The sequence below is a fragment of the Serratia nevei genome (assembly GCF_037948395.1).
GTDB lineage: Bacteria > Pseudomonadota > Gammaproteobacteria > Enterobacterales > Enterobacteriaceae > Serratia > Serratia nevei.
The window spans coordinates 562,438-588,635 of sequence record NZ_CP149940.1; the positions used below are offsets into that span (position 1 = coordinate 562,438).

General features: G+C 63.6%; 26 protein-coding genes. 21 read left to right on the forward strand and 5 right to left on the reverse strand.

The window, feature by feature from the left end:
* The first annotated feature begins 158 nt into the window (after nucleotides 1–158).
* From V8N38_RS02590 to V8N38_RS02600, 3 genes are all read left to right on the forward strand, one after another.
* A complete protein-coding gene (locus V8N38_RS02590; protein WP_047729076.1) occupies nucleotides 159–917 on the forward strand; it encodes a helix-turn-helix transcriptional regulator in 759 nt (252 codons plus the stop codon).
* Nucleotides 918–1,018: 101 nt separating this feature from the next.
* The gene (locus tag V8N38_RS02595) at nucleotides 1,019–2,320 is read left to right on the forward strand and encodes an NAD(P)/FAD-dependent oxidoreductase (RefSeq protein WP_033636959.1); all 1,302 of its coding nucleotides are present in this window, start codon (nucleotides 1,019–1,021) and stop codon (nucleotides 2,318–2,320) included.
* 18 nt (nucleotides 2,321–2,338) lie between these two features.
* Nucleotides 2,339–2,704 (forward strand): cupin domain-containing protein, encoded by a 366-nt coding sequence (locus V8N38_RS02600; protein WP_015376517.1) that lies wholly within the window; start codon nucleotides 2,339–2,341, stop codon nucleotides 2,702–2,704.
* Nucleotides 2,705–2,743: 39 nt separating this feature from the next.
* Here V8N38_RS02600 and V8N38_RS02605 read toward each other — a convergent pair whose 3' ends face one another.
* The 4 genes from V8N38_RS02605 to V8N38_RS02620 all read right to left on the reverse strand — a co-directional run bounded on the left by V8N38_RS02605 (nucleotide 2,744) and on the right by V8N38_RS02620 (nucleotide 6,728).
* Nucleotides 2,744–3,550, reverse strand: a complete 807-nt coding sequence (locus tag V8N38_RS02605) for an alpha/beta hydrolase (RefSeq protein WP_147839706.1) — start codon at nucleotides 3,548–3,550, stop codon at nucleotides 2,744–2,746.
* Nucleotides 3,551–3,644: 94 nt separating this feature from the next.
* On the reverse strand, nucleotides 3,645–4,757 hold the full coding sequence (locus V8N38_RS02610) for a class II histone deacetylase (protein ID WP_147839707.1): 1,113 nt from the start codon (nucleotides 4,755–4,757) through the stop codon (nucleotides 3,645–3,647).
* A complete protein-coding gene (locus tag V8N38_RS02615) occupies nucleotides 4,754–5,941 on the reverse strand; it encodes an MFS transporter (protein ID WP_147839708.1) in 1,188 nt (395 codons plus the stop codon). Before V8N38_RS02615 ends, V8N38_RS02610 begins: the two co-directional genes overlap by 4 nt.
* Nucleotides 5,942–6,080: 139 nt before the next feature.
* Nucleotides 6,081–6,728: a helix-turn-helix transcriptional regulator gene (locus V8N38_RS02620; protein ID WP_038878402.1), complete on the reverse strand. Its 648-nt coding sequence runs from the start codon at nucleotides 6,726–6,728 to the stop codon at nucleotides 6,081–6,083.
* A 482-nt stretch (nucleotides 6,729–7,210) separates the two neighbouring features.
* Between V8N38_RS02620 and V8N38_RS02625 the strand changes: the two genes are divergently transcribed.
* The 7 genes from V8N38_RS02625 to V8N38_RS02655 all read left to right on the forward strand — a co-directional run bounded on the left by V8N38_RS02625 (nucleotide 7,211) and on the right by V8N38_RS02655 (nucleotide 14,672).
* On the forward strand, nucleotides 7,211–8,923 hold the full coding sequence (locus V8N38_RS02625; RefSeq protein WP_147839709.1) for an arylsulfatase: 1,713 nt from the start codon (nucleotides 7,211–7,213) through the stop codon (nucleotides 8,921–8,923).
* Nucleotides 8,920–10,104 (forward strand): anaerobic sulfatase maturase, encoded by a 1,185-nt coding sequence (locus V8N38_RS02630; RefSeq protein WP_089186817.1) that lies wholly within the window; start codon nucleotides 8,920–8,922, stop codon nucleotides 10,102–10,104. The genes V8N38_RS02625 and V8N38_RS02630 overlap by 4 nt, the downstream gene beginning before the upstream one ends.
* A 129-nt stretch (nucleotides 10,105–10,233) precedes the next feature.
* The gene (locus V8N38_RS02635) at nucleotides 10,234–11,727 is read left to right on the forward strand and encodes an APC family permease (protein ID WP_033648536.1); all 1,494 of its coding nucleotides are present in this window, start codon (nucleotides 10,234–10,236) and stop codon (nucleotides 11,725–11,727) included.
* A complete protein-coding gene (locus V8N38_RS02640) occupies nucleotides 11,702–12,292 on the forward strand; it encodes a DUF3156 family protein (RefSeq protein ID WP_147839710.1) in 591 nt (196 codons plus the stop codon). The genes V8N38_RS02635 and V8N38_RS02640 overlap by 26 nt, the downstream gene beginning before the upstream one ends.
* The gene (locus V8N38_RS02645; RefSeq protein ID WP_033648535.1) at nucleotides 12,285–13,067 is read left to right on the forward strand and encodes an SDR family NAD(P)-dependent oxidoreductase; all 783 of its coding nucleotides are present in this window, start codon (nucleotides 12,285–12,287) and stop codon (nucleotides 13,065–13,067) included. The genes V8N38_RS02640 and V8N38_RS02645 overlap by 8 nt, the downstream gene beginning before the upstream one ends.
* 11 nt (nucleotides 13,068–13,078) lie before the next feature.
* A complete protein-coding gene (locus V8N38_RS02650) occupies nucleotides 13,079–13,876 on the forward strand; it encodes a molybdenum cofactor biosynthesis F family protein (RefSeq protein WP_147839711.1) in 798 nt (265 codons plus the stop codon).
* A gap of 4 nt (nucleotides 13,877–13,880) precedes the next feature.
* The gene (locus tag V8N38_RS02655) at nucleotides 13,881–14,672 is read left to right on the forward strand and encodes an SDR family oxidoreductase (protein WP_060440815.1); all 792 of its coding nucleotides are present in this window, start codon (nucleotides 13,881–13,883) and stop codon (nucleotides 14,670–14,672) included.
* A 56-nt stretch (nucleotides 14,673–14,728) separates the two neighbouring features.
* Here the strand turns inward: V8N38_RS02655 and hpaR are convergent, their stop codons facing one another.
* A complete protein-coding gene (hpaR, locus tag V8N38_RS02660; RefSeq protein ID WP_004933183.1) occupies nucleotides 14,729–15,181 on the reverse strand; it encodes a homoprotocatechuate degradation operon regulator HpaR in 453 nt (150 codons plus the stop codon).
* 327 nt (nucleotides 15,182–15,508) lie between these two features.
* Here hpaR and V8N38_RS02665 point away from each other — a divergent pair, with 327 nt between their 5' ends.
* From V8N38_RS02665 to hpaC, 11 genes are all read left to right on the forward strand, one after another.
* Entirely contained in the window at nucleotides 15,509–16,141 is a 633-nt protein-coding gene (locus V8N38_RS02665; RefSeq protein WP_060440814.1) for a fumarylacetoacetate hydrolase family protein, read from the forward strand.
* Complete coding sequence (locus V8N38_RS02670) at nucleotides 16,138–16,902, forward strand: fumarylacetoacetate hydrolase family protein (RefSeq protein ID WP_049272369.1); 765 nt, start codon at nucleotides 16,138–16,140, stop codon at nucleotides 16,900–16,902. The genes V8N38_RS02665 and V8N38_RS02670 overlap by 4 nt, the downstream gene beginning before the upstream one ends.
* A complete protein-coding gene (gene hpaE / locus V8N38_RS02675) occupies nucleotides 16,899–18,353 on the forward strand; it encodes a 5-carboxymethyl-2-hydroxymuconate semialdehyde dehydrogenase (protein ID WP_033636981.1) in 1,455 nt (484 codons plus the stop codon). Before V8N38_RS02670 ends, hpaE begins: the two co-directional genes overlap by 4 nt.
* A gap of 37 nt (nucleotides 18,354–18,390) precedes the next feature.
* Nucleotides 18,391–19,464 carry a 3,4-dihydroxyphenylacetate 2,3-dioxygenase gene (gene hpaD / locus V8N38_RS02680; protein ID WP_087762955.1) on the forward strand — a complete coding sequence of 358 codons (1,074 nt, stop codon included), beginning with the start codon at nucleotides 18,391–18,393 and terminating at the stop codon, nucleotides 19,462–19,464.
* Between the two features lie 50 nt (nucleotides 19,465–19,514).
* Nucleotides 19,515–19,901: a 5-carboxymethyl-2-hydroxymuconate Delta-isomerase gene (locus V8N38_RS02685; RefSeq protein ID WP_147839712.1), complete on the forward strand. Its 387-nt coding sequence runs from the start codon at nucleotides 19,515–19,517 to the stop codon at nucleotides 19,899–19,901.
* A 14-nt stretch (nucleotides 19,902–19,915) separates the two neighbouring features.
* Nucleotides 19,916–20,719: a 2-oxo-hept-4-ene-1,7-dioate hydratase gene (gene hpaH / locus V8N38_RS02690; RefSeq protein ID WP_004933170.1), complete on the forward strand. Its 804-nt coding sequence runs from the start codon at nucleotides 19,916–19,918 to the stop codon at nucleotides 20,717–20,719.
* A 76-nt stretch (nucleotides 20,720–20,795) separates the two neighbouring features.
* Nucleotides 20,796–21,590, forward strand: coding sequence for a 4-hydroxy-2-oxoheptanedioate aldolase (gene hpaI, locus V8N38_RS02695; protein WP_049235379.1), 795 nt, complete (start codon nucleotides 20,796–20,798; stop codon nucleotides 21,588–21,590).
* A gap of 3 nt (nucleotides 21,591–21,593) precedes the next feature.
* Nucleotides 21,594–22,964: a 4-hydroxyphenylacetate permease gene (gene hpaX / locus V8N38_RS02700; RefSeq protein ID WP_147839713.1), complete on the forward strand. Its 1,371-nt coding sequence runs from the start codon at nucleotides 21,594–21,596 to the stop codon at nucleotides 22,962–22,964.
* Nucleotides 22,965–22,998: 34 nt separating this feature from the next.
* Nucleotides 22,999–23,895 carry a 4-hydroxyphenylacetate catabolism regulatory protein HpaA gene (gene hpaA, locus V8N38_RS02705; protein WP_038878427.1) on the forward strand — a complete coding sequence of 299 codons (897 nt, stop codon included), beginning with the start codon at nucleotides 22,999–23,001 and terminating at the stop codon, nucleotides 23,893–23,895.
* Between the two features lie 178 nt (nucleotides 23,896–24,073).
* Nucleotides 24,074–25,636, forward strand: a complete 1,563-nt coding sequence (hpaB, locus tag V8N38_RS02710) for a 4-hydroxyphenylacetate 3-monooxygenase, oxygenase component (protein WP_019454961.1) — start codon at nucleotides 24,074–24,076, stop codon at nucleotides 25,634–25,636.
* Nucleotides 25,637–25,652: 16 nt separating this feature from the next.
* A complete protein-coding gene (gene hpaC, locus V8N38_RS02715) occupies nucleotides 25,653–26,168 on the forward strand; it encodes a 4-hydroxyphenylacetate 3-monooxygenase, reductase component (protein ID WP_033636989.1) in 516 nt (171 codons plus the stop codon).
* Nucleotides 26,169–26,198: the final 30 nt, after the last annotated feature.

Here is a 26,198-nt window from a genome sequence, read left to right on the forward strand (position 1 = left end):
TTCCCCGCTGCGGCAACTTGTGAGTTGTTTAACATGTAAACGATCGTGTTCTTGCATTTCGGCGCGCCGGATGCTTTTTTTAACAGTACTGGCCGCCATGCGGCTAACCCCATCCGAAATCGGTAGGTTGTTAATGTATTAATAATGGCGAGGCGGGTATGGATATTCAGGTTGAACGCTTGTCTGCGGTGATCGATGCGGTGGCCAGCCCGCGCTTTTATCCCAGCCTGTTGAATTGGCTGGAAGGGTTTTTCGCCTTCGACAACGCCATCGTCTATGCCTTCGAACGCGGCCGGCCGCCGCGCTGCCTGATCAAAACCGAGCGGGAAAACAGCGATGCGGTTAACCAGATCTACCAACAGGGCGCCTATCTGCAGGATCCGTTTTACCGCGCGCTGAACGACGGCGGCGAAGGCGAGGTGCTCACGCTGCGCCAGCTGGCGCCCTGCGGGTTCTATCACAGCGACTATTACCGTAATTTTTATCGCAAGACCGGCTGGCACGATGAGGCCGGCGTGCTGCTGCAGCTGACGCCGGAGCGCGGGCTGGGGGTGTTCTTCGGTTCGGCGCGCCGCACGGTGGCGGTGCGCTACCCGCAGCGGGCGGATCTGCGCAGCGCGCTGACGCTGGTGAAAAGCGTGGCGCGGCTGCATGGCGAAGTGGTGGCGGCACCGGCCGAGGCCGACACGGGGAACGACGATGGCGCGCAGGCGCGTTATCTGCTGACGCCGCGCGAGCGCGAGATCGTCGATCTGATCCTCGCCGGCTGCGGTTCGCAGCAGATTGCCGACCGGCTGTTCATCAGCCTCGGCACGGTAAAAAATCACCGCAAGAACATCTACGGCAAGCTAAACATCGGCTCGCAGGCCGAACTGTTCAGCCTGTTGCTGACCGCCCCTCAGCGCCGCAGCGCGTGAATGTTAATTTTTTGTAGCGAATGTCCCTAAGGGGACATAGCGGACTAATCCACTGCTCCCGATAATCCGATGTCATGGCATAGGCAATCGGGAGTGCGGCAGTGAACAACGAAATCGAGTCCTTAACCTACTACGCGGCGACCAAAAAATACGATCTGCGCTTCCCGACGCTGGAAGAGGATCTGGACGTCGACGTGGTGATCATCGGCGGCGGCTTCTCCGGCATCAACACCGCGCTGGAGCTGGCGGAGAAGGGCATCACCAACATCGCCATTCTCGAAGGCCGCTATCTGGGCTACGGCGGCACCGGGCGCAACGGCGGCCAGGTGATGGCCGGCATCGGCCACGATCTGGAGAAGATCAAGCGCCACGTTGGCCCGGCCGGGCTGGAAACCATCTTCAAAATCAGCAATCTCGGCGCCGGCATTATCCGCGAGCGCATCAAGAAATATGACATCGACGCCGACTTCTGCTTCGGCTACGGCTATCTCGGCAGCAACGCGCGCCAGGAGAAGACCCTGCGCGGCTGGCTGAAGGAGTTCAAGGCGGTAGCGCCGCAGGAGGAGATTGAGCTCTACACCGGCGCGGAGGTGAAGCAAGTGGTGGGCTCCGACGCTTACACCTGCGCGCTGAAACACATGGGCGGTGGCCACGTGCATTCGCTCAACCTGCTGCTGGGCGAGGCCAAGGCGCTGAGCGGCTACGGGGTGAAAATCTTCGAGAACAGCAGCGTGCTCAACGTGGAGTACGGGCCGCGCATCACGGTGCGCACCGCCATGGGCTCGGTGCGCGCCAACAAGATGCTGTGGGCCTGCAACGGCTTCCTCAACGGTATGGAGCCGCAGATCTACCGCAAGACCATCAATACCTACGCCTTCCAGCTGGCCACCGAGCCGCTGTCTGACGATCTGATCCGCCAGATCAGCCCGATCCGCGGCGCCTACAGCGACATCCGCCCGGTGATCGACTATTACCGGGTGACCAACGAAAACCGGCTGCTGTTCGGCAGCGCCACCCGCCTGATCGAATATTTCCCGTCGGATCTCAAGGCCTGGAACCGCAACCTGATGCTGAAGGTGTTCCCGTACCTGAAAGACGTGAAGATCGATCTGGCCTGGGGCGGCCCGCTGTGCTGCAGCGCCAACCTGTTCCCGCAGATTGGCACGCTGCCGGATCGCGACAATGTGTTTTACGTACAGGGCTACTCCGGCTTCGGCGTGACGCCGAGCCACATCGTGTGCAAGGTGCTGGCGGAGGGCATGAGCGAAGGATCCGATCGTTACGATCTGATGAGCTCGATCCCGCACGTCAACATCTTCGGCAAGGACAAGCTGCGGCGGGTGATGACCACCGCCGGTAAGGTTTGGCACCAGACATCCGGCTACTGGAAAGGCCGCCGTTAACCCTCAGAGGAGAATCTCATGAAACCGTTACTGCTTAAACAACCGCTGCCGGAACTGCTGGAGATCGGCAGCGTCAGCAACCTGGGCGCCACGGTGATCGCCGGCACGCCAAACGTCGGCGTGGCCAGCATTTTCGGCGAACCGACCGACAACCTGAACTGCGGCGTGTTCAGCTGCACCCGCGGCAGCTTCGTGATGGAGTATCCGTTCGCCGAGCACGCCACGGTGTGGGAAGGCAGCGCGACCCTGACCAACGAACGCACCGGCGAATCGGTGCAGTATCAGGCCGGCGATTCCTGGTTCGTCGAGAAGGGCACCCCGGTGCGCTGGGACATCACCTCGGATCGCTTCGTCAAACACTACCTCGCCATCGTCGAAGGCTGACGCCGTCATGCCCCCCTCGGCCCGCTGAGGGGGAGCGCCTTAGCCTAACGCCCGCGCAATAAAATCGGTCATCCGCTTGAGGATCTGATCCTTATTGGTTTCGTTAAAGCTCTCGTGCCGCCCGCCCGCATTGATCATCCGTTCGAAATCGTCGCCGCGCAGATGATCGAGCGCGGTTTGCGTTTCGCTCATCAGCACCAGCCGATCGTCGTCGCCGTGGATCCACAGCGTGGGCAGCGCGCCGAAGCCCGGCCCGGCGTTGATGGCGGCGAGGATCCGCTGCATGGCGCGCAGGGTGGGGCGCTTGAACGGCCCGTGCCACACCAGCGGATCTTCCTGATAGGCCGCGCCGACCGCCGGATCGCGCGCCAGGGTGGCGGTATCCAGCGGCGCGTCGGGGAGCGTCGGCAGTTCGGCCAGATCGGAGATCGCCGTTCTGTCGCCAAGCAGCGGGCCGGACAGCACCAGCGCACGCACCTCCTCGCCGTAGCGCTGCACGTAGCGGGTGGCGATCATGCCGCCCATCGAGTGGCCGATCACCACCAGCGGCAAGGTGGGGTATCGCTGCCGGAAATGGCTGACCACGCGCTGCACGTCGTCGACCACGGCGTCATAATCTTCGATCAGCACGCGTTCGCCCTGCGACAGGCCGTGGCCGAGGTGGTCGGGGCCGAACACCCGTGCGCCCTGTGCCTGCAGCGTGCGCGCCACGTATTGATAACGGCCGAGGTGCTCGCCGTAGCCGTGTATCAGCAGCGCCAGATAGCGCGGCTGGTCGTTTCCCCAGTCGTGCACGGCGATGTCGCCGTGACGGCCTTTGATAAAGCTGACGGTTTGTTCGGGCATCTTATTGTTCTCATGGTGGTAGGGTTGCCCTTCAGCGTAGCGGCTGGTGGCGAGGTTGTCAGGGGCGCCGGGTGCGGCGCCCGCAAAGAGGGGGTTACAGGCCGAACTGGCGCGCCAGCTCGTCGAGCGCTTCGCGCTGGAAGCGGTTGAAGGCGTCGCGCGGCTGCTGTTGCTGGATAAACGCCAGCAGCGGATCCTGCACTTCAGTGCGCACGCCGCTCAGCTGTTCCATCACCGCCAGCCCGCAGAACGGCACGTAGGATTCGGCATAGCCGCCTTCGTGCACCATCACCAGCTTGCCGCCGCACAGCCGGTCGGCTGCGTCCTGCACCAGCGCGGTCATGGCGCGGAAGCTGTCGCTGTGCAGCTGCATGCGCGCCAGCGGATCGAGGGCGTTGGCGTCGTAGCCGCAGGCGACGATGATCAGCTCCGGCTCGAATTTTTCCAGCGCCGGGATAATGATGCGCCGCATGGCGTGCAGGTAGCCGTCGTCGCCGGCGCCGGCCAGCATCGGCACGTTAACGTTGCAGCCCGCCCCGGCGCCTTCACCGCGATCCCGTTCGCCGGAATAGCCCGCCGGGAAGCAGCCGTCCTGATGCAGCGACAGCGTCAGCACGTCGCCGCGCTGCCAATAGATGTGCTGGGTGCCGTTGCCGTGGTGCACGTCCCAGTCGAGCACCGCCACCTTGCCGAGGCCATGGCGGGCCTTGGCGCGCTCGATGGCGATGGGAATATTGGCCAGGAAGCAGAAGCCCATCGATTGATCCGGCAGGCAGTGGTGGCCCGGTGGGCGCGACAGCGCATAGGCGTTATCCAGCTCGCCCTGCAGCACCGCCTCCACCGCCGCGCAGGCCAGCCCGGCGGAGAGCTTGGCGATTTCATAGCTGCCCGGCCCCAGCGGCGCTTCCTCTCCCAGCAGGCCGCCGCCGCTGTCGCTCACCTGTTTGAAACGCTGCAGGTAGTGGGCGGGGTGAATGCGCAGCAGGTCTTCTTCCGTCGCCGGTTCGGCGCTCAGCAGGGTGAGCTGGCGTGGCAGGCCGGACACGTCCATCAGGTTCTTCATGCGCCGTTTGGTTTCCGGCGACTCGGCATGGCCGGCGCCCGAAGGCGGTTGCACCCAGCCGCCGACCGGCAGGGTGGTGGCGTGCAGGCCGGTGCTGTGCCAGAAACAGCGTTCATCAAACAAGAAACCGGTTGTTCTTTTCACCTTTCTCCTCCTGTTATACGGCGCGGTGCGCGCGGTGAAGCCAGCGAAATCAACAGCAGCGACAGCAGCGCGCAGCCCAGCGCGCCGAACAGCAAAGCGTTGAAACCGCCGAAAGATTCGATCAGAGAGCCGGCCAGCGTGGGGCCGATGGCCATGCCGCCGCCGATCACCAGGTTGATGCCGTTCATCAGCTTGCCGTCGTTATCCAGCCCGGCGACCCGCGCCAGAATGAACGGCAGCACGAAGGTCCAGGTGAACTTGAACAGCAGGGCCGCCAGGGCGAAGCGCAGCAGCAGGGGCTGGCCCGTCAGCAGCGCCACGCTGGCCAGCAGCAGGGCGTACCCCAGCACGATTAGGCGTCCGCCGCCGAAGCGCGCGCCGATCAGCGCTGCGGCCCCCGCGCCGACGATGCCGAGCAAGGTGGCGACGGCCAGCACCTGGCCGCTGTGGGCCGGCGACAGCCCGGTGCCGGCGGCGATGCCGCCGATAAAGGTCCAGACCGCGCTCAGGCTGATGTAAAAGGTCAGCACCGCCAGCACGGCGCACAGCTTGCGCGCCAGCGAGGCGGCGGGGCCGCTGCGGGCGGCGCGGGCGGCGGTGAAACCGTTGGGGAATGCCGGGATGAGCGGCAGGCAGCACAGCATGATGGCCGCCAGAATCAGGTAGACCGCCATCAGGCCGAAGTGCGCGAACAGCGGCGGTAGCACCAGCAGCCCGACCGCGCCCAGCACCAGTTGGCCGAGCACCCAGAAGGCATAGACTCGGCTGGGATTGGCGGTGCCGGCGGCGCAGGTGATGCACAGGATCATCAGGGTGCCGCCCGCCAGCGAGGCGATAAAGCGCAGCGGCAGCAGCAGGGTAAAGTCCTGCACCAGCGCCGAAGCCAGGTTGCCGACGATAAACACCAGCGCCGACAGCGTAGCGACCCGCCGCCAGTTGATGCGCCCGATCCACCACCACGCCGGCAGCGTGGCCAGGCTCATGGCGCCGAGTTCGGTGGAGAACAGGTGGCCGATCTGCGCCGGGCCGAGCTGCCATTGTGCGGCGAGCTGGGCGGCCACGGCGGGGGCGGTCATCAGAATGCCCGGCGCGATGGCGGCGAAGACGATAATGGCGGTCAGCAGCCGCGGCGGGCAGGGGAGCGCCGCGCCGACGGCGGGCGCGGAAACCGAATCACTGGACATAAACCTTTTCCCCAAGCGTTGAGTGACGATGAAATATCCCGCCCGGCCCGATTGCGGGCAGGGGGAGGCCGCGCCATAAATGGCGAATACGTTTTGGCGTTATTTTCCGGCCGTCGGCAGCGGCGGCCGTTATCGGGCGTTAACCGTGGGCGAGAAAGCCGCCGGCGACCAGTTCGGTGCGGTTCACCACGTCGGTTTTGGCGAAAATATTGCGCATATGGGTTTTCACCGTGGACAGCGAAATGCCCAGCTTCAGGGCGATGCGCTTATTGCTGGCGCCTTCGCGCACCATGTTGACGATCTCTTGCTCTTTGGCGGTCAGCAGCTGCGCCTCGCCGTCGGGCAACAGATCGCGCGTCGCCAGCTCGATCAGCGGCAGCACCGCGCGCAGGCGGCCGCGCTCCACTTCGGTAAACGGCGTATCGCGGATCAGCGATACCCCGGCGACGATGCGCTTGCGCTGGCGGATGAAGATCTCCGTCATGTCGCGCATGTCGTTCGGCAGCATAAAGTCGTGGTAATAGCGGCGGTTGCCGGCGATCGCCGCCGGGCTCATGCCGACCATGGTGATGTCCTGGCGATGGAAATTGGCCGGCTGCAGCGGATCTATCTGCTGGAAGTGGTTCAGATACTGCTGATGCGTTTTATCGGGCATGCCGTGCAGGATGTAGTGATCCGGCCGCAGGTCGCGATCGACCAGATAAAACACCCCGGCGGACACCGGGATCAGGTGCGTGATGGTCGCCAAACAACTGTTGATAAAGGCATCGGATGCGGTGCTGTGCATGATTCGTGTTCCTCCCTTTATCATTCAATCTGGAGAAGGTTGGCGGTCAATATATGAACGATACAAGCATAGTTGTAGCAATTTGGCAACACAATAAAAACATATTAACAACGTGAGGCCGATTGCAATAAAACACATAAATAACAAGATGACACTGCGTTAATCAGGGCTTTTCAGTTCGGATTTATCGCGATTTTCATTAATAGGTTAATGAAATAATTCACCGCTTTTCCCGCTGAATTTACAGCGCTTTTCAATGTTTGCCCGGGTGCAGCCTTCGCCGCCCTGCGCGTGCTACAACCGGCACGACTGGAGCCGTTCCTCGTTCTTAAGAACGATAGCCAGGCTTTTCCGCCGCTTCCTACACTGCGAATTGAAGATAGCGCCAGGCGGCGCCAAACGTATAAGACGAAAAAATGATGACCTTTCTCGGGCTGAGGCGTCGGGTTGTTCAGTCCGCATGACCATACGGGGAACGAACGATGCAGAAAAAAACGTTGGCGGTGGCGTTGAGCGGCGCCTTATCGGGCCTGGCGCAGGGGGCGGACGCCGATCGCCCCAATGTGCTGATCATTCTGGTGGACGACATGGGCTACTCCGACATCAGCCCGTTCGGCGGCGAGATACCGACGCCCAACCTGCAGGAGCTGGCCGAACGGGGCGTGCGTATGAGCCAGTACTACACCTCGCCGATGTCGGCACCGGCGCGGTCGATGCTGATGACCGGCAACACCAACCAGCAGGCCGGCATGGGCGGCATGTGGTGGTATGAGAGCACCGCCGCGCAGCCGGGCTATGAAATGCGGCTGACCGACCGCGTGACCACATTGCCGGAGCGTTTTCGCGACGCGGGTTACGCCACCATGATGGCGGGCAAATGGCACCTGGGCTACGTCGACGGCGCCAAACCGACCGATCGCGGCTTCGAGCGCGCCTTCGCCTTTATGGGGGGCGGCACCAGCCATTTCGACGACGCGAAACCGCTGGGCACCGTGGAGGCGTTCCATACCTTCTACACCCTGAACGGCAAACGCGTGTCGTTGCCCAAAGATTTCTATTCCAGCAAGGCCTATGCCGATCAGCTGGAACAGTGGATCCGCGATACGCCGCAGAGCAAACCCGTCTTCGCCTATCTGGCGTTTACCGCGCCGCACGATCCGCTGCAGGCGCCGGATGACTGGATCGCCAAATTCGACGGCAAATACGACGCCGGTTACCAGCAGGCCTATCAGCAGCGCATTCAGCGCCTGAAGGCGCTGGGGTTGATTTCCGACCGCACGCCGATGCCGACGCTGACGCTGGATAAGGCCTGGAATGCGCTGACGCCCGAGCAGCAAAAATATGAAGCCAAGACCATGCAGGTGTACGCGGCGATGATCGCTTACATGGACGATCAGGTCGGCGCGGTGCTGAATACCCTCAAGCAGACCGGCCGCGACCAAAATACGGTGATTGTGTTCGCCACCGACAACGGCGCCAACCCGGCCAGCGGCTTCTACTACGGCTCGAAGCCGGAGTATTGGCGGCAGTTCGACAACAGCTACGCCAACCTCGGCCGCAAGGGATCGTTCATTTCCTACGGGCCGCACTGGGCCAACGTCAGCAATGCGCCGTACGCCAACTACCACAAAACCACCAGCGCGCAGGGCGGCATCAATACCGATTTCATCATCTCCGCGCCGCGGCTGAAGGGGCGCGGCGGCATCGACCGCACGCCGATGGCGGTGTATGACATCGCCCCGACGCTGTATGACTATGCCGGCATCGACGCCAATAAACCGCTGAAGGCCAAACCGACGCTGCCGATGGTCGGCGTCAGCTTCAAGCGCTATTTCAGCGGCGAGGCCGACGGCGTGCCGCGCGCGACCTACGGCGTGGAGCTGCATAACCAGGCCGCCTATGTGGACGGTATCTGGAAGCTGCGGCGGTTGGTGAAGGCCGGGCCGACGGCGCAGATGGCGCCGTGGGGGCTGTTCAACCTGCATGACGATCCGCTGGAGACGCGCGATCTGGCCGCCGCCGACCCGGAGCGGGTCAAACGGCTGAGCGAGGCGTATCGCCGCTTTGCGCAGCAGGGCATGGTCATTGAAGCCAAAGGCGCAGCGATCGACTACCTCGGCGTCGACGCCAGCACTGGCGACTACATCGGCCTGGATCCGCTGACCCACAAACCGTTGCCGCAGGCGGCGCCATGAACCTGGCCCAGCTGCGCGCGCAGCAGATCCCGGTAGAGAGCGAACCGCGCGCGGCGGCGCCTTTTCATTTGCTGGTGAAACCGATCGGCGCCGGCTGCAACCTGGGCTGCCGCTACTGCTACTACCCGCAGCGCCAGGAAGAACGGACGCGCAAGATGGACGACGACCTGCTGGCGGAATTTATCCGGGGCTATATCGCCGCCCAGCCGCGTTACAGCCGCGAGATCAACTTCGTCTGGCAGGGCGGTGAGCCGCTGCTGGCGGGGATCGGTTTTTACAAGCGGGCGCTGGCGTTGCAACGCCGCTACGCGCCGCCGGGCGTGCGGATCAGCAACAGCCTGCAGACCAACGGTACCCTGCTGAACGACGCCTGGTGCCGGCTGTTCCGGCAGCATCACTTTATCCTCGGCGTCAGCCTGGACGGCGACCGCGAGGTGCAGGACGCCCACCGGCCGGACAAGCGCGGCGGCGCCAGCTATGACGCGGCGCTGCGCGGCATTGCGCTGTTGCAGCGCTATCAGATCGACTTCAACCTGCTGATGGTGGTGCACGACGGTGTCGCGGATCGCGCCGAGGCGATCTACGATCATGCGGTGGCGATCGGGGCGCGCTATCTGCAGTTCCAGCCGCTGATGCTGGAAGGGGACGCGCCCACCGCCGGCTATGGGTTGAGCGCCGCCAACTGGGGGCGCTTCATGCTGGCGGTATACCGCCGCTGGCGCAGCCGCGGGCACGTCGGCCAGGTCTTCGTGATGAACATTGAGCAGGTCTACGCGCAGTATTTCACCCACGTTAGCCCCAGCTGCGTACACGCCGAACGCTGCGGCGGCAATCTGGTGATGGAGCCGGACGGGCGGCTTTACGCCTGCGATCATCTGATCAACGCGCAGCACCTGCTCGGCCATGCCGATCGCCACACGCCGCTCGCCACCCTGGCGGCAAGGGCGGCGGAGATGCCGTTCGGTAAAAACAAGAGCCTGCGCCGCGAGTGCCAACGCTGCAGCGTGAAAAGCGTCTGCCAGGGCGGCTGCCCGGCGCATGTGGGCGAAGATCGCTACAACCGGCTGTGCGCCGGCTATTACGCCTTTTTTTCCGCGCTGCTGGCACCGCTGCGCGCCTACCCGCGCAGCCCGCAGGGGGCGATGCAGTGGCGCGCCGCCGTGAGCGCGGCCGCAGGTTGAAAGCGTCTCGTCCTTAAGGACGATAGTCAGCATTTTCCTTTCCTCTCTATAGTGAGATTACCGCCGCTGGCGGCGAAAAACCTGCAAGCACCTGCATGCATCAGGCCAAAACTATAAGAGGAAATAACCATGAACCTGTCGTCGCGGTTGCACGCCCACCTGGCTCGAGGCAAGGTCGGCTTTCCCACCACCCTGGCCAGTTCGGTCGGGGTGATCATGGCCAGCCCGGTGATCCTGACGGTCACCAGCGGCTTCGGCATCGGCGGCGACACCTTCGCGCTGGCGATGCTGATCGCCTTCATCATGATGCAGGCGCAGCTCACCACCTTCTCCGAAGCGGCGGCGCTGCTGCCGACCTCCGGTTCGGTTTACGACTACATCTCCTGCGGAATGGGGCGCTTTTTCGCCATCACCGGCGCGCTGTCGGCCTACCTGATCGTGCACATATTCGCCGGCACCGCCGAGACCATTCTCTCCGGCATCATGGCGCTGGTGAACTTCGAGCACCTCAACACCCTGATGGAAAGCCACAACGCCTCCTGGATGGTCGGCGTCGGGCTGGTAATCGTGTTCGGCCTGCTCAACGCGTTCGGCATCGAGGCCTTCGGCAAGGCGGAGATCGTGCTGACCTTCGCCATGTGGAGCACGCTGGTGATTTTCGGCATCGTCGGGCTGCTGTCGCCGCATGCGGTGCCGCTCGAGGGCTGGTTCGGCAGCACGCTGAGCCTGAACGATCCCTTCGCGGTGTTCAGCCTGATCGGCATGGCGATGTTTATGTTCGTCGGCTGTGAGCTGGTGACGCCGATGGCGCCGGAGATCAAACGCTGCGATCGGGTGATCCCGCGCGCGATGGCGCTGGGGCTGTGCGGCGTGGCGGTGTGCATGGCGCTGTATGGCGCGGCGCTCAGCCACCAGGTGGAAAACGTGGTGATCGACGCCGCCAGCGGCACACGCCTGCTGGAAACGCCGATGGCCATCCCGGCGTTCGCCGGCCAGGTGATGGGCCAGTTCGGCAAATATTGGCTCGGCGTCGGCCTGCTGCTGGCGGGCGCCGCGACCATCAATACGCTGATGGCGGCGGTGCCGCGCATTCTGTACGGCATGGCGCTGGACGGCGCGCTGCCACGCATGTTCGCTTATCTGCACCCGCGCTTTAAAACGCCGGTGGTCGGCATTCTGGTGGCGGTATTGATCCCCTGCGTACACGCCTTCGCCATTCAGGGCAACCTCGACAGGATCATTCCGCTGGTGCTGGCGGCGGTGTGCGCCTGGGGCGTGGCCTACCTGCTGGTGACCTGCTCGGTGGTGATCCTGCGCGTACGCCGCCCCGATCTGCCGCGCGCCTATAAATCGCCGTGGTTCCCGCTGCCGCAGATCGTTTCCAGCGTTGGCATCGTGCTGGCCATCGTTTACATCACGCCGCCGGGAATGAACCCGAGCGATATCTACATTCCCTTCGGCTGGATGATCGGTCTGACCGCCGCCTATGCGCTGTTCTGGACGCTGTGCGTGCAAAAAGTGAATCCGTTCAAGCCGGTGCCGGTCGAGCAGGTGCTGGAGAACGCGTTCGCCAAGGGTGAAAACGAGGAGGCGCAGTTTGATCGGCTTACTTCCCTCACTTAATCGCGCCTGGCGGCGAGCGCCGTCGGGCTATCGGCCGGGCGCCGCGCTGGATCGTCTGGCGCGCAACCTGGAGCCCTACGCGTGCGAACGCCTGGCGCCGGGCCTGCTGCGGCTGACGCTGCCGCAGGGGCCGCAGATCGAGATCGGCGAACAGGTGCAGGGGCTGTTTATGGCGCATATCGTCAGCCACCGCTTTCGCTTGCAGGGCACGTGCGCGATGCAGCTTCCGCTGACGCTGGACGTGGTGACCGGCGGCTGGCTGCGGCGGCGTGGGGTGCGTTATCTGCTGCGCCAGCGCCATGCGGCCGCGCAGCGGGTGCTGGACGGCCTGCAGCGCTACCCGCAGATCGGCGAGACGCTGGCGCAGCTGGATTTTCGCCGCGTGCGGCTGACGGTGAACGACGGGCGCTGGCAGGTGGAGATTGAGCATTTCGCCGCGTCGGAGGTGGTCAGCCGTTTGCCGGCCGGCCGCCGCTATCTGCGGCTGGATGCCGAACAGCGGCGGCTGCTGTTGAGCAGCCTGCTGATGATCGGCCAACTGATGGAGAAGCTGAATCATGAATAGAGTGGTTGTGATTACCGGCGGCGGCACCGGCGTCGGCGCCGCCTGCGCCCGTCTGCTGGCGGCGCAGGGCGATCGGGTGTTCATCATCGGCCGCCGCCCGGAACCGCTGGCGGCGCTGGCGCAAGAGATCGGCGCACAGGCGCTGGTGGGCGATGCCGCCAGCGGCGAGAGCTGGAACCACGCGCTGCTGCCGGCCATTCTGCGCGAAGCCGGGCGCATCGACTGCCTGATCGGCAGCGCCGGCGGCATGGGCTTCAAGCGCATCACCGAGATGACCGACGCGCAGTGGCAAGGGGCGATGGACAGCAACCTCAACAGCGCTTTCGCCAGCGCGCGCGCCTGCCTGCCGGAGCTGATTAAAAGCGGCGGCAACCTGCTGTTCGTGGCCTCGATCGCCTCGCTGGCCGCCGGGCCGGAGGTCTGCGGCTACGTCACCGCCAAGCACGCGCTGATCGGGCTGATGCGCTCCATCGCCCGCGACTATGGCCCGCTGGGCGTGCGTGCCAACGCGGTGTGCCCGGGCTGGGTGACCACGCCGATGGCGGACGAAGAGATGCAACTGCTGATGGACGCCCATCAGATTTCGCTGGAGCAGGCTTACCAGATGGTCTGCCGCGACGTGCCGCTGCGCCGCCCGGCCAGCGCCGAGGAGATCGCCCGCGTGTGCCGTTTCCTGTGTTCCAGCGAGGCTTCAATCATTACCGGCGCGGCGCTGGTGGCCGACGGCGGCTCCACCATCGTCGATGTGCCGACCCTGGCTTTCACTTCCCTGTAAGGAGCATTTCCATGAGTTCAGAAGCGGTATTCATTCAGGTTGGCGCGCTGGCGGAAGGCTTTGCGCCGCACAGCAATACGCTGGAACGGCAGCACGGGCTGGCGGGCACCACGCTGACGCTGCGCTTTAGCGACGGCGCGACGCAGCGTTGCCGGTTTACCGACGAGCAGACGCTGGAGTGGGGCGAACGGCGCAGCGTCGCCTATCGCGCCACCAGCATTCGCCCCGGCGTGCTGTTCATCGATTTTCTCGATCCTGCCCGCGCCAACGCCAGCATTACGCTGGTATGCGACCGCAATCAGGGCAACTTCACTGCGGTATACGGCCAGCTGCCGGACGAAGCGCAGGCGCGGCTCGACGCCTTCAGCCGGGTGGAGCAGGGGCTGCCGCTGACCGCGGTCGAGGCCGAATTCCGCTTCGGCACGCTGGATGACGCCGACGTGGCGCCACCGGGCTTTACCGATGAGCTGATCGGCATGCGCAACATGTACACCTACAGCCCGACCGAACGGTACGAGCACATCTACCTGAACGACAACTTCTACGCCTGGCAGTGTCTGGACGGGGTGGAGAAAGGGCTGGCGGACGTCGATCGCTGCCACTACGTGAAGGTGGCAGAGCAGCTTTATCTGTTCGTCTGGCGCGAGAAGATCATCCCGACGCTGGGCGTGGTGATGATCGATCTGCAGGGCATGCGCACCGACGGCAAGCTCCTCGGTTATCAGGGCAGCGATTTCAGCGCGCTGAGCAACTTTGCGGTCGGCGCCCATGCGCAGGTGCTGAACACCACGCGCCACCCGCGAGGATAGGGTGATGAGCGCAACCTATGCGGCCGACGCCTTTGCGGGGCAGGCGGTGCTGGTGACCGGCGGTGCTCAGGGCATTGGGCTGGCGATCGTCAGCGCCTTTGCCCGCCTGGGCGCCGAGGTGACGATCGCGGACGTGCAGCTGCCGCAGGCGCAGGCGGCGGCGCAGGCGCTGCGGGACGAAGGGCTGGGCGTGCAGGCGCTGGCTTGCGATCTGGCCGAACCGGGGCAGATCGCCGAGCTGGTGACGGCGGTAGGTGAGCGGCATCAACGGCTGGACGTGGTGATCCACAACGCCGCTTACTTTCCGCTGACGCCGTTCGCCGCCATCGACGCGGCCCTGCTGCAACGCACGCTGAGCGTCAATCTGATGGCGCCGTTCTTTCTGGCGCAGGCGGCGCTGCCGTGGATGCGCCGCCGGGGCGGCGGCTGCCTTCTGGTGACCTCGTCGGTGACCGGTCCGCGGGTGGCCTACCCGGGGCTGGCGCACTACGCGGCCTCCAAGGCCGGGGTGAACGGGTTTATTCGCGCGGCGGCGCTGGAGCTGGCGGCGGAGAAAATTCGCGTCAACGGCGTAGAACCGGGGATGATCCGCACGCCGGCGATGGCCAACCTGGGCGACGCGCAGGTGAATCAGGCGATCGCCGCCTCGGTGCCGCTCGGGCGGCTGGGGGAACCGGAAGACATCGCCGCGGCGATGGTGTTTCTCGCTTCGCCGGCGGCGGCCTACATCACCGGCCAGACGCTGGTGGTGGACGGCGGCGCGCTGCTGCCGGAAACGAATTCTCTGCTTACCTGACGCTGCAGCGTTGTTGGCTGCAACGTCAATTAATTTGAGAATTCCGGTTGGTTAAATCACTGCTTGGCAGGATGCGCGGTGACGTTGGCGGGCAGGCTGTCGCCCAGGGTGATCAGCTCGTCCAGCAGCGTCATCAACTGGTCCATTTTCTGCCGCGAGAAAGCGGCTTCAATCTCGGCGTAGCCCTGTTCCACCTGGTGGCGCGCCACTTCATACAGATCCTGGCCCTGCTGGGTCAGCGACACGTACAGCTTGCGCTGATCGTTGACCGGCTTCAGGCGGAAGATCAGCTTGTCACGCTCCATGCGCGACAGAATGCCGGTCAGGCTGGGGCGCAGAATGCAGGTTTCCGCCGCCAGCTCGTGGAATTCGATCGAGCGGCTGTTGGCCAGCACGCGGATGATGCGCCACTGCTGTTCGGTCAGATTGTGGCTTTTCAGGATCGGGCGGAAGAACCCCATGGCGGTTTCACGCGCCTGCAGCAGGGCGATGGTTAACGATTCATGCATAAGTTTGGCCTTAGCTATCAAGGTGTTCGTTGTTACGGCGCTCGTTATGGGGGCGCCTGCCCCGCAAAGCCCGATTTTGTTAATAACTTAATAGTAGCCAAAGTTACCCGTAGGGATAAAGCAAAAATGCAGGGTGCAGCGAAAAATGGCGCGAAAAATGATTAATGCATTGAATAATCACGCTAATGTTCGTTATTTGTGAATATTTTGTTATCACGATCACAAATCACTCCAAGCGCGTTGCGTAAAAGCTGCACAGCGTATAAAAGTAATCATTAATATATTAATGAATGCCGGTTGTCATGTTTTGCCATTGGAGGAGTTCGCATGAAAGGCACCGTATTTTCCGTTGCGCTGAATCACCGCAGCCAACTGGACGCCTGGGATCAGGCGTTTCACCAGCCGCCGTATCAGACCCCGCCCAAAACCCCGGTCTGGTTTATCAAACCGCGCAACACCCACCTCGCCAACGGCGGGGCGATCCCGTTTCCGGCCGGTGAAACCGTGCACAGCGGCGGCACGCTGGCGGTGATCATCGGCGATACCGCGCGCAAGGTGCCGGTGGCGCAGGTGAGCCGTTATCTGGCCGGCTACGCGTTGGCCAACGACGTCAGCCTGCCGGAGAGCAGCTTCTACCGCCCGGCGATCAAGGCTAAATGCCGCGACGGGTTCTGCCCGTTGGGGGAAATCGGCCAGCTGGCGAATGCCGATCGGCTGGAGATCGTCACCGAGATCAACGGCGTGGAGCAGGATCGTTGGTCCACCGCCGATCTAGTGCGCTCGGTGCCGGAGCTGATCGCCGCCATCAGCGACTTTATCACCCTGCAGCCGGGCGATGCGGTGCTGATCGGCACCCCGCACCAGCGGGTGGAGATCAAACCGGGGGATGAGGTGACGGTGCGCGCCGCCGGCCTGCCCACGCTGACCAACCGCGTCACCCAGGCAGGAGCCGCATCATGAAACATGCCCGTATTCGCCATCATGGCCAGGTCTTCAACGTGCAGGTGGACGAGCAGCTGCGCGTCACGCTGCCGAACGGCGAGGTGCTGCAGGAGCGCGAAGTGGAATGGCTGCCGCCGGCGCAGGGCACGGTGTTCGCCCTGGGGCTGAACTATGCCGACCACGCCAGCGAGTTGGAATTCAAGGCGCCGGAAGAGCCGCTGGTGTTCCTCAAGGCACCGAACACCCTGACCGGTCACCGCCAGGTGTCGGTGCGCCCGGCCGGCGTGGAGTACATGCATTACGAAGCCGAGCTGGTGGCGGTGATCGGCAAGACCGCGCGTAACGTCAGCCGCGAGCACGCCATGGAGTATGTGGCGGGCTACACCCTGTGCAACGACTACGCCATCCGCGATTACCTGGAAAACTACTACCGGCCGAATCTGCGGGTGAAGAGCCGCGACACCCTGACGCCGATCGGGCCTTACATCGTCGATCGCGACGACGTCGCCGATCCGCACCGGCTGGCGCTCAGCACTTACGTCAACGGCGAGCTGCGCCAGCGCGGCAGCACCGCCGACATGATTTTCGACATTCCGTTCCTGGTCGCCTACCTGAGCGAATTCATGACGCTGCAGCCGGGCGACATGATCGCCACCGGCACGCCGAAAGGGCTGGCCGACGTGCAGCCGGGCGACGAAGTGGTGGTGGAGATCGAGGGCATCGGCCGTCTGGTTAACCACATTATCAGTGAAAAAGATTACGAGGAGAGCCTGCGATGAAAACCATCAACCACTGGATCAACGGCAAGAACGTCGCCAGCAAAGAGTACTTCACCACCACCAACCCGGCGAACGGCGAGGTGCTGGCGGAGGTGGCCTCTGGCGGCCAGCTGGAGATAGACCAGGCGGTGGCGGCGGCGAAAGAGGCGTTCCCCAAGTGGGCCAACACGCCGATGAAAGAGCGCGCGCGCCTGATGCGCCGCCTGGGTGAGCTGATCGACCAGAACGTGCCGCAGATCGCCGAACTGGAAACCGCCGACACCGGCCTGCCGATCCACCAGACCAAAAACGTGCTGATCCCGCGCGCTTCGCACAACTTCGAGTTCTTCGCCGAGGTGTGCCAGCAGATGAACGGCAAGACCTACCCGGTGGACGACAAGATGCTCAACTACACGCTGGTGCAGCCGGTGGGGGTGTGTGCGCTGGTGTCGCCGTGGAACGTGCCGTTCATGACCGCCACCTGGAAGACCGCGCCTTGCCTGGCGCTGGGCAACACCGCGGTGCTGAAGATGTCCGAACTGTCGCCGCTGACCGCCGATCGCCTGGGCGAGTTGGCGCTGGAAGCCGGCATTCCGGCCGGGGTGCTGAACGTGGTGCAGGGCTACGGCGCCACCGCCGGCGACGCGCTGGTGCGCCATAAAGACGTGCGCGCGGTCTCCTTCACCGGCGGCACCGCTACCGGCCGCCGCATCATCGAAAGCGCCGGGCTGAAAAAATTCTCCATGGAACTGGGCGGCAAGTCGCCGGTGCTGATCTTTGAAGACGCCGACATCGAGCGGGCGCTCGACGCCGCGCTGTTCACCATCTTCTCGATCAACGGCGAACGCTGCACCGCCGGTTCGCGCATCTTCATTCAGGAGAGCATCTACCCGGAATTCGTCAAACGTTTCGCCGAGCGCGCCAACCGTCTGCGCGTGGGCGATCCGCAAGATCCCAATACCCAGGTGGGGGCGCTGATCAGCCCGCAGCACTGGGAAAAAGTCTCCGGCTATATCCGCCTCGGGGTGGAAGAAGGGGCGACCCTGCTGGCCGGCGGCCCGGACAAACCGGCCGGCTTGAGCCACGGCAACTTCCTGCGCCCCACGGTGCTGGCGGATGTCGACAACCGGATGCGCGTGGCGCAGGAGGAGATCTTCGGGCCGGTGGCCTGCCTGTTGCCGTTCAAATCAGAAGAAGATGGCCTGCGCATGGCCAACGACGTGGAGTACGGCCTGGCGTCGTACATCTGGACGCAGGATGTGAGCAAGGTTCTGCGCCTGGCCCGCGGCATTGAAGCGGGCATGGTTTTCGTCAACACCCAAAACGTACGCGATCTGCGCCAACCGTTCGGCGGCGTGAAAGCCTCCGGCACCGGCCGCGAAGGCGGCGAATACAGCTTCGAAGTGTTCGCCGAAATGAAGAACGTGTGCATTTCCATGGGCGACCACCCGATCCCGAAATGGGGCGTTTGAGCCTCAGGCCACAATAATAACGAAAGAGATGAGAACAATGACGACAAAACTGACCACTGATGCTGTCCCTGCTCCCGACGTCGTGCGCTGTGCCTACATGGAAATTCAGGTCACGAACCTTAAAGCCGCACGCGAATTTTACGTCGATATCCTCGGCCTGGTCGTGACCGCCGAAGATGACAAAACCCTCTACCTGCGTTCGATGGAAGAGTTTATTCACCATAACCTGGTGCTGCGCGAAGGCCCGGTCGCCGCCGTGGCGGCGTTTGCTTTCCGCGTGCGCACGCCGGAAGACGTCGATCGCGCCGAAGCGTATTTCAAGGCGCTTGGCTGCCGTACCGAGCGGCGGGTGAACGGGTTCGCCAAAGGCATCGGCGATGCGGTGCGGGTAGAGGATCCGCTCGGTTTCCCGTATGAGTTTTTCTACGACGTGCAGCACGTCGAGCGCCTGGCCTGGCGCTACGATCTGTATACGCCGGGCGCGCTGGTGCGCCTCGACCACTTTAACCAAATCACCCCTGACGTGCCGCGCGCCGTGGAATACATCCAGGGGCTGGGATTCCGCGTGACGGAAGACATCCGCGATGAAGACGGCGTGGTTTACGCCGCCTGGATGCGCCGCAAGGCGACGGTGCACGATACCGCGATGACCGGCGGCGCCGGGCCGCGCATGCACCACATCGCCTTCGCCACCCATGAAAAGCACAATATTTTGGCCATCTGCGACAAGCTCGGCGCGCTGCGCAAATCCGATTTGATCGAACGCGGCCCCGGCCGGCACGGCGTCTCCAACGCGTTCTACCTCTACCTGCGCGATCCCGATGGCCACCGCGTGGAAATCTACACGCAGGATTACTACACCGGCGATCCGGACAACCCGACCGTGACCTGGGACGTGCATGACAACCAGCGCCGCGACTGGTGGGGCAATCCGGTGGTGCCGAGCTGGTATACCGAAGGATCGCTGGTGCTGGATCTCGATGGGCAGCCACAGCCGGTCATCGAGCGCAGTGCGCCCAGCGAAATGGCCGTCACCATCGGCGCAGACGGTTTTTCCTATACCCGTGAGGGCGATACGGAAAAAGGTTTCAAGCTTGGCAATACGCTGTAAATGCCGCTGCGCGGGCGGCGCCCGCGCATATTTGCCGTCTGGAGAACGCTATGCCCCATTTTTACGCTGAATGTACCGACAACATCCGCCGCGAGGCGGATTTGCCCACCCTGTTCGCCAAGGTCAACGAGGCGCTGGCGGCGACCGGCATCTTCCCGCTGGCCGGCGTGCGCAGCCGCGCCATCTGGCTCGACACCTGGCAGATGGCCGACGGCAAGCAGGACTACGCCTTCGTGCACATGACGCTGAAGATCGGCCACGGCCGCAGTCTGGAAAGCCAGCAGCAGGTGGGCGAGATGCTGTTTGCGCTGATCAAGGAACACTTCGCCGCGCTGATGGCGCAGCGTTACCTGGCGCTCTCTTTCACCATGGAAGAGCTGGATCCGGTGCTGAATTACAAACAGAACAATGTCCACGCGCTGTTCAACAAGGCGTGAATAAGGGGTCGTAAATGCTGGATAAAGAGCAGGTTAACCGCGCCGTACAGCGCCTGCATCAGGCGGAAAAGAGTCGTGAACAGATCCGCGCGCTGTCGCTCGATCATCCCGAGATCACCATCGAAGACGCCTATGCCATTCAACGGCAGTGGGTGGAGCTGAAGATCGCCGAGGGGCGCACGCTCAAAGGCCACAAGATCGGTCTGACCTCGCGCGCCATGCAGGTGAGCTCGCAGATCACCGAGCCGGACTACGGCGCGCTGCTGGACGACATGTTCTTCAACGACGGCAGCGACATTCCGATCGATCGCTTTATCGTGCCGCGGGTGGAGGTGGAGCTGGCGTTCGTGCTGGCCAAGCCGCTGCGCGGGCCGAACTGCACGCTGTTCGACGTCTACAACGCCACCGACTACGTCATTCCGGCGCTGGAGATCATCGACGCGCGCAGCCACAACGTCGATCCCGAGACTCAGCGGCCGCGCAAGGTGTTCGACACCATCTCCGACAACGCCGCCAACGCCGGGGTGGTGATGGGCGGGCGGCCGATCAAGCCGGATGCGCTGGATCTGCGCTGGATCTCCGCGCTGCTGTACCGCAACGGCGTGATTGAAGAATCCGGCGTGGCGGCGGCGGTGCTCAACCACCCGGCCAACGGCGTGGCCTGGCTGGCCAACAAGCTGGCGCCGTATGAGGTGGAGCTGGAAGCGGGGCAGGTGATCCTCGGGGGCTCCTTCACCCGGCCGGTGCCGGCGCGGCGCGGTGATACCTTCCACGTCGACTACGGCCCGATGGGCTGCATCAGCTGCCGCTTCGTCTAAAAAGCAGGCTCGGCGAACCGGGCCGCAATAAACCGGGCGGGGCCATGCGCTACGCCCGCTTGTCAGGGAGAATGCGATGTTAACCAACCACTTCAAGCGTGCGCTGCAGGAAAAACGCCCGCAGATCGGGCTGTGGCTCGGGCTGTGCAGCAGCTACAGCGCCGAGCTGCTGGCCGGCGCCGGTTTCGACTGGCTGCTGATCGACGGCGAACATGCGCCCAACAACGTGCAAACGGTGCTGGGGCAGCTGCAGGCGGTCGCGCCTTACCCGAGCCAGCCGGTGGTGCGGCCGCCGTGGAACGACGCGGTGATCATCAAGCAGCTGCTGGACGTCGGCGCGCAAACCCTGCTTATCCCGATGATTCAAAACGCCGAACAGGCGCGCGACGCGGTGCGCGCCACGCGCTATCCGCCGCACGGCGTGCGCGGCGTCGGCAGCGCCCTGGCGCGCGCTTCGCGCTGGAACCGGGTGCCCGATTACCTGCAGCAGGCCGATGAGCAGATGTGCGTGCTGGTGCAGATTGAAACCCGCGAAGCGGTGAAAAACCTCGACGCCATTTTGCAGGTGGATGGGGTGGACGGCGTGTTTATCGGCCCGGCGGATCTCAGCGCCGACATGGGCTTCGCTGGCAACCCGCAGCACCCGGAGGTGCAGCGCACCATCGACGACGCCATCGCGCGCATCCGCGCCGCCGGCAAGGCGCCGGGCATTTTGATGGCCAACAAGGCACTGGCGCAGCGCTATCTGGAGGCCGGCGCGCTGTTCGTTGCGGTGGGGGTGGACACCACCCTGCTGGCACGGGCGGCGGAAGCCCTGGCGGACGAATTCAAACGGGGCGGGGCGCAAGCGCCTTCATCGGGAGTCTACTGAACCATGAACCACGTCGATTCGCTGCAGCCGGCCAACCCGGCGCAGCAACATAAAGCGTTAACCGCCGCCGAGCAATCGGTGATTAAAAAGTTGTTTCGGCGCCTGATCATTTTCCTGTTCGTGTTGTTTGTTTTCTCTTTCCTCGATCGTATCAACATCGGCTTCGCCGGGCTGACGATGGGCAAAGATCTCGGCCTCAGCTCGACCATGTTCGGGCTGGCGGCGACGTTGTTCTATGTCACCTACGTGATCTTCGGCATTCCGAGCAACATGATGCTGAGCCGGGTCGGTGCGCGGCGCTGGATCGCCACCATCATGGTGCTGTGGGGCATCGCCTCCACCTGCACCATGTTCGCCACCGGGCCGACCAGCCTGTATGTGCTGCGCATGATCGTCGGCATCACCGAGGCCGGTTTCCTGCCGGGCATTCTGGTGTACCTCACCTACTGGTTCCCGGCGTTCTACCGCGCCCGCGCCAACGCGCTGTTCATGATCGCCATGCCGGTGACCATGGCGATCGGCTCGTTGGTCTCCGGCTATATCCTGGGGCTGGACGGGGTCATGAACCTGAAGGGCTGGCAGTGGCTGTTCCTGCTGGAAGGCATTCCGTCGGTGCTGTTGGGCGTGGTGGTGTGGTTCTACCTCGACGATACGCCGGCCAAGGCCAAGTGGCTGACCGACGAGGAGAAAGCCAGCCTGCAGGCGATGATGGAGGCCGACAAGCTGCAGCTGGTGCAGCCCAACGGGCCGAGCAGCCACCGCGCGCTGCAACAGCGCAGCCTGTGGCGCGAGATCTGCACGCCGATCGTGCTGATGTATACGCTGGCCTATTTCTGCCTGACCAACACCCTGAGCGCGATCAACATCTGGACGCCGCAGATCCTGCAAAGCTTTAACCAGGGCAGCAGCAACGTGACGATCGGCATTTTGGCGGCGATCCCGCAGATCTGCACCATCGCCGGCATGGTGTGGTGGAGCAAACGATCCGACAGGCTGCAGGAGCGCAAGCACCACACCGCGCTGCCGTACCTGTTCGCCGCCGCCGGCTGGCTGCTGGCGTCCGCCACCGATCACAGCCTGATCCAGTTGCTCGGGATCGTGATGGCCTCGGTCGGCTCCTTTACCGCCATGGCGATCTTCTGGACCACGCCGGATCAGTCGATCAGTCTGGAAGCGCGCGCGGTGGGGATCGCGGTGATCAACGCCACCGGCAACATCGGATCGGCGCTCAGCCCGCTGTTGATCGGCTGGTTCAAGGATCTGACCGGCAGCTTTAACTCCGGGCTGTATTTCGTCTCGGCGCTGTTGATCGTCGGCGCCGTGCTGGTGTGGCGCATTCCGATGAAGGATTCGCGCCCGAGAGCGACGCCTTGATGCGCAAGTGGGCATGATTGCAGGAGGTCATGAGGTGCGGAAAAGTACCGGCTTTATCGCCAACATCGATATTTGCAAAGAGTATGACGCGCGCTACGCCGCCGATGAGGTGCACTACGAAACCTTCGCCGGGCTGGCGGCGTTCTTCGGCCGCGACATGCAGGTGCATTGGCACGACTGCTTCTTCCAGGTGCATTTCCTGGAGACCGGCAAGATAGAGCTGCAGCTCGACGATCAGCACTATTCGGTGCAGGCGCCGCTGTTCATCCTCACGCCGCCGTCGGTGCCGCATGCGTTCTTCACCGAACCGGACAGCGACGGCCACGTGCTGACGGTGCGCCAGGAGCTGATTTGGCCGCTGCTGGAGCGCCTGTATCCCGGCAGCAACCTGGCGCTGGACATGCCGGGCATCTGCCTGTCGCTGGCCGACGCGCCGCAGGAGCTGACGGCGCTCAGCCACTACTGGGCGCTGATCCGCCGCGAGTTCGGCCAGAATTTGGCCGGGCGCGAACAGACGCTGGCGCTGCTGGCGCAGGCGGTGTTCACGCTGCTGCTGCGCAACACCGCGCTGGAAGACAGCGCCAACAGCGGCGTGCGCGGCGAATTGCAGCTGTTTCAGCGGTTCAACAAGATGGTGGACGAGCGTTTTCGCGAGCACCTGCCGGTGCCGGAGTATGCGCAGGCGCTGGGGGTGACCGAATCGCGGCTCAACGACCTGTGCCGGCGCTTCGCCAACCGGCCGCCCAAGCGGCTGATCTTCGATCGGCTGCTGCGCGAGGCCAAACGCATGCTGCTGTTCAGCGCCTGTACGGTGCATGAAACCGCCTACAGCCTCGGTTTCAAGGATCCGGCCTATTTCGCCCGTTTTTTCAATCGGCTGGAAGGCTGTTCCCCCTCGACCTACCGCGCGGCGCAACACGCCCTTTCGTAACCGCGATCACAGTTTGCCGCGAAAGCGGCAAACTGACCTGAAAAGTACCGGCGATTGCCGCAAAAGTCTCTTCTCGAAACCGGCTTTGGCAGCTTCAATTAAGCAACCAAAAGAAAACATTATTTTAACAAATGGCCGGATCCACGGCCTGAAAAATGCCGATGACGAGGAAGACCCGATGAAACCAGAAGACTTTCGTGCCGACAGCAAACGCCCGTTCACCGGCGCCGAATACCTGAAAAGTTTGCAGGACAGCCGCGAAATCTACATTTACGGCGAGCGCGTGAAAGACGTCACCACGCACCCGGCGTTCCGCAACGCGGCGGCGTCAGTCGGCCAACTGTACGACGCGCTGCACGATCCGGCCAGCCAGGATCGCCTGTGCTGGAATACCGACACCGGCAACGGCGGCTATACCCACAAATTCTTCCGCTACGCCCGCAGCCCGGAAGAGATGCGCCAGCAGCGCGATGCCATCGCCGACTGGTCGCGCCAAAGCTACGGCTGGATGGGGCGTACGCCGGACTACAAGGCGGCCTTCGGCTGCGCGCTGGGCGCTTATCCGGAGTTCTACGGCCAGTTTGCCGACAACGCGCGCCACTGGTACAAACGCATTCAGGAAACCGGGCTCTATTTCAACCACGCCATCGTCAACCCGCCGATCGACCGCCACAAGCCGGTCAACGAGGTGAAGGACGTCTACATTCAGGTGGAGAAAGAGACCGACGCCGGCATCATCGTCAGCGGTGCCAAAGTGGTGGCCACCAACTCGGCGTTGACCCACTACAACTTCATCGGCTTCGGTTCGGCGCAGGTGATGGGCGATAACCCGGACTTCGCGCTGATGTTCGTGGCGCCGATGGACGCCGAAGGGGTGAAGCTGATTTCGCGCGCCTCCTACGAGCTGGTGGCCGGCGCCACCGGATCGCCGTTCGACTACCCGCTCACCAGCCGCTTCGACGAGAACGACGCGATCTTGATCATGGATCATGTACTGATCCCGTGGGAAAACGTGCTGATCTACCGCGATTTCGACCGCTGCCGCCGCTGGAGCACCCAGGGCGGTTTCGCCCGGCTGTTCCCGCTGCAGGCCTGCGTGCGCCTGGCGGTGAAGATGGACTTTATCACCGCGCTGCTGCAAAAGAGCCTCTCGTGCACCGGCGTGCTGGAGTTCCGCGGCGTGCAGGCCGATCTGGGCGAAGTGGTGGCCTGGCGCAACCTGTTCTGGTCGCTGAGCGACGCGATGTGTGCCGAAGCCACAAAATGGGAAAACGGCGCCTACCTGCCGGATTCCGCCGCGCTGCAGACCTACCGCGTGATGGCGCCGATGGCCTACACCAAGGTGAAACACATCATCGAGAAGAACGTCACCAGCGGCCTGATCTACCTGCCGTCCAGCGTGCGCGACATGAACAACCCGGAGATCGACAAGTACCTGGCGCGCTACGTGCGCGGATCGGACGGTATGGATCACGTCGAACGCATCAAGATCCTCAAGCTGATGTGGGATGCGATCGGCAGCGAATTCGGCGGCCGCCACGAGCTGTATGAGATCAACTACGCCGGCAGCCAGGATGAAATCCGCCTGCAGTGCCTGCGTCACGCGCAGGGATCCGGCAACATGGATCGCATGATGCAGATGGTCGACAAGTGCCTGGCCGATTACGATCAGCACGGCTGGAAGGTGCCGCACCTGCGGAACAATGACGATATTAATCAGTTGGATAATCTGCTGAAGTAATTCAGGAGGAGGTGGTATGTCTCAGGAAAATGAACAGCGCCTGCGCTTTCGCGACGCCATGGCCAGCCTGTCGGCGGCGGTGAATATCGTCACCACCGACGGCCCGGCGGGGCGCTGCGGCATCACCGCCACGGCGGTATGCTCGGTAACCGATACGCCGCCGACGCTGCTGGTGTGCATCAACCGCAACAGCGCGATGAACCCGGTGTTTCAGGAAAACCGCAGGCTGTGCGTCAACGTGCTCAACCACGAGCAGGAGCTGATGGCGCGCCACTTCGCCGGCATGACCGGCGTCAGCATGGAAGATCGCTTCCGGCTGGAAGAGTGGCAGCTCGGTGCGCTGGGGCAGCCGGTGCTGCGCAATACCCTGGCCAGCCTGGAAGGGGAGATCGAGCAGATCCAGAGCATCGGCACCCACCAGATGTACCTGGTGCAGATCAAGCAGATCGCGCTGAGCGAAGCCGGCAACGGGCTGATCTACTTCAAGCGCAATTTCCATTCGGTGATCCACCCGATGGCGGTGCCGGCCTGAGGCGTTGGGGCGCAGCCTGCTGCGCCCCGC

Excerpts from the sequence above, each read along its gene's own strand:
- V8N38_RS02590 (WP_047729076.1), top strand. The coding sequence starts at position 159 with ATGGATATTCAGGTTGAACGCTTGTCTGCGGTGATCGATGCGGTGGCC.
- V8N38_RS02600 (WP_015376517.1), top strand. The coding sequence starts at position 2,339 with ATGAAACCGTTACTGCTTAAACAACCGCTGCCGGAACTGCTGGAGATC.
- V8N38_RS02605 (WP_147839706.1), bottom strand. The coding sequence starts at position 3,550 with ATGCCCGAACAAACCGTCAGCTTTATCAAAGGCCGTCACGGCGACATC.
- V8N38_RS02615 (WP_147839708.1), bottom strand. The coding sequence starts at position 5,941 with ATGTCCAGTGATTCGGTTTCCGCGCCCGCCGTCGGCGCGGCGCTCCCC.
- V8N38_RS02620 (WP_038878402.1), bottom strand. The coding sequence starts at position 6,728 with ATGCACAGCACCGCATCCGATGCCTTTATCAACAGTTGTTTGGCGACC.
- V8N38_RS02625 (WP_147839709.1), top strand. The coding sequence starts at position 7,211 with ATGCAGAAAAAAACGTTGGCGGTGGCGTTGAGCGGCGCCTTATCGGGC.
- V8N38_RS02630 (WP_089186817.1), top strand. The coding sequence starts at position 8,920 with ATGAACCTGGCCCAGCTGCGCGCGCAGCAGATCCCGGTAGAGAGCGAA.
- V8N38_RS02635 (WP_033648536.1), top strand. The coding sequence starts at position 10,234 with ATGAACCTGTCGTCGCGGTTGCACGCCCACCTGGCTCGAGGCAAGGTC.
- V8N38_RS02645 (WP_033648535.1), top strand. The coding sequence starts at position 12,285 with ATGAATAGAGTGGTTGTGATTACCGGCGGCGGCACCGGCGTCGGCGCC.
- V8N38_RS02650 (WP_147839711.1), top strand. The coding sequence starts at position 13,079 with ATGAGTTCAGAAGCGGTATTCATTCAGGTTGGCGCGCTGGCGGAAGGC.
- V8N38_RS02655 (WP_060440815.1), top strand. The coding sequence starts at position 13,881 with ATGAGCGCAACCTATGCGGCCGACGCCTTTGCGGGGCAGGCGGTGCTG.
- hpaR (WP_004933183.1), bottom strand. The coding sequence starts at position 15,181 with ATGCATGAATCGTTAACCATCGCCCTGCTGCAGGCGCGTGAAACCGCC.
- V8N38_RS02665 (WP_060440814.1), top strand. The coding sequence starts at position 15,509 with ATGAAAGGCACCGTATTTTCCGTTGCGCTGAATCACCGCAGCCAACTG.
- V8N38_RS02670 (WP_049272369.1), top strand. The coding sequence starts at position 16,138 with ATGAAACATGCCCGTATTCGCCATCATGGCCAGGTCTTCAACGTGCAG.
- hpaE (WP_033636981.1), top strand. The coding sequence starts at position 16,899 with ATGAAAACCATCAACCACTGGATCAACGGCAAGAACGTCGCCAGCAAA.
- hpaD (WP_087762955.1), top strand. The coding sequence starts at position 18,391 with ATGACGACAAAACTGACCACTGATGCTGTCCCTGCTCCCGACGTCGTG.
- V8N38_RS02685 (WP_147839712.1), top strand. The coding sequence starts at position 19,515 with ATGCCCCATTTTTACGCTGAATGTACCGACAACATCCGCCGCGAGGCG.
- hpaH (WP_004933170.1), top strand. The coding sequence starts at position 19,916 with ATGCTGGATAAAGAGCAGGTTAACCGCGCCGTACAGCGCCTGCATCAG.
- hpaI (WP_049235379.1), top strand. The coding sequence starts at position 20,796 with ATGTTAACCAACCACTTCAAGCGTGCGCTGCAGGAAAAACGCCCGCAG.
- hpaX (WP_147839713.1), top strand. The coding sequence starts at position 21,594 with ATGAACCACGTCGATTCGCTGCAGCCGGCCAACCCGGCGCAGCAACAT.
- hpaB (WP_019454961.1), top strand. The coding sequence starts at position 24,074 with ATGAAACCAGAAGACTTTCGTGCCGACAGCAAACGCCCGTTCACCGGC.
- hpaC (WP_033636989.1), top strand. The coding sequence starts at position 25,653 with ATGTCTCAGGAAAATGAACAGCGCCTGCGCTTTCGCGACGCCATGGCC.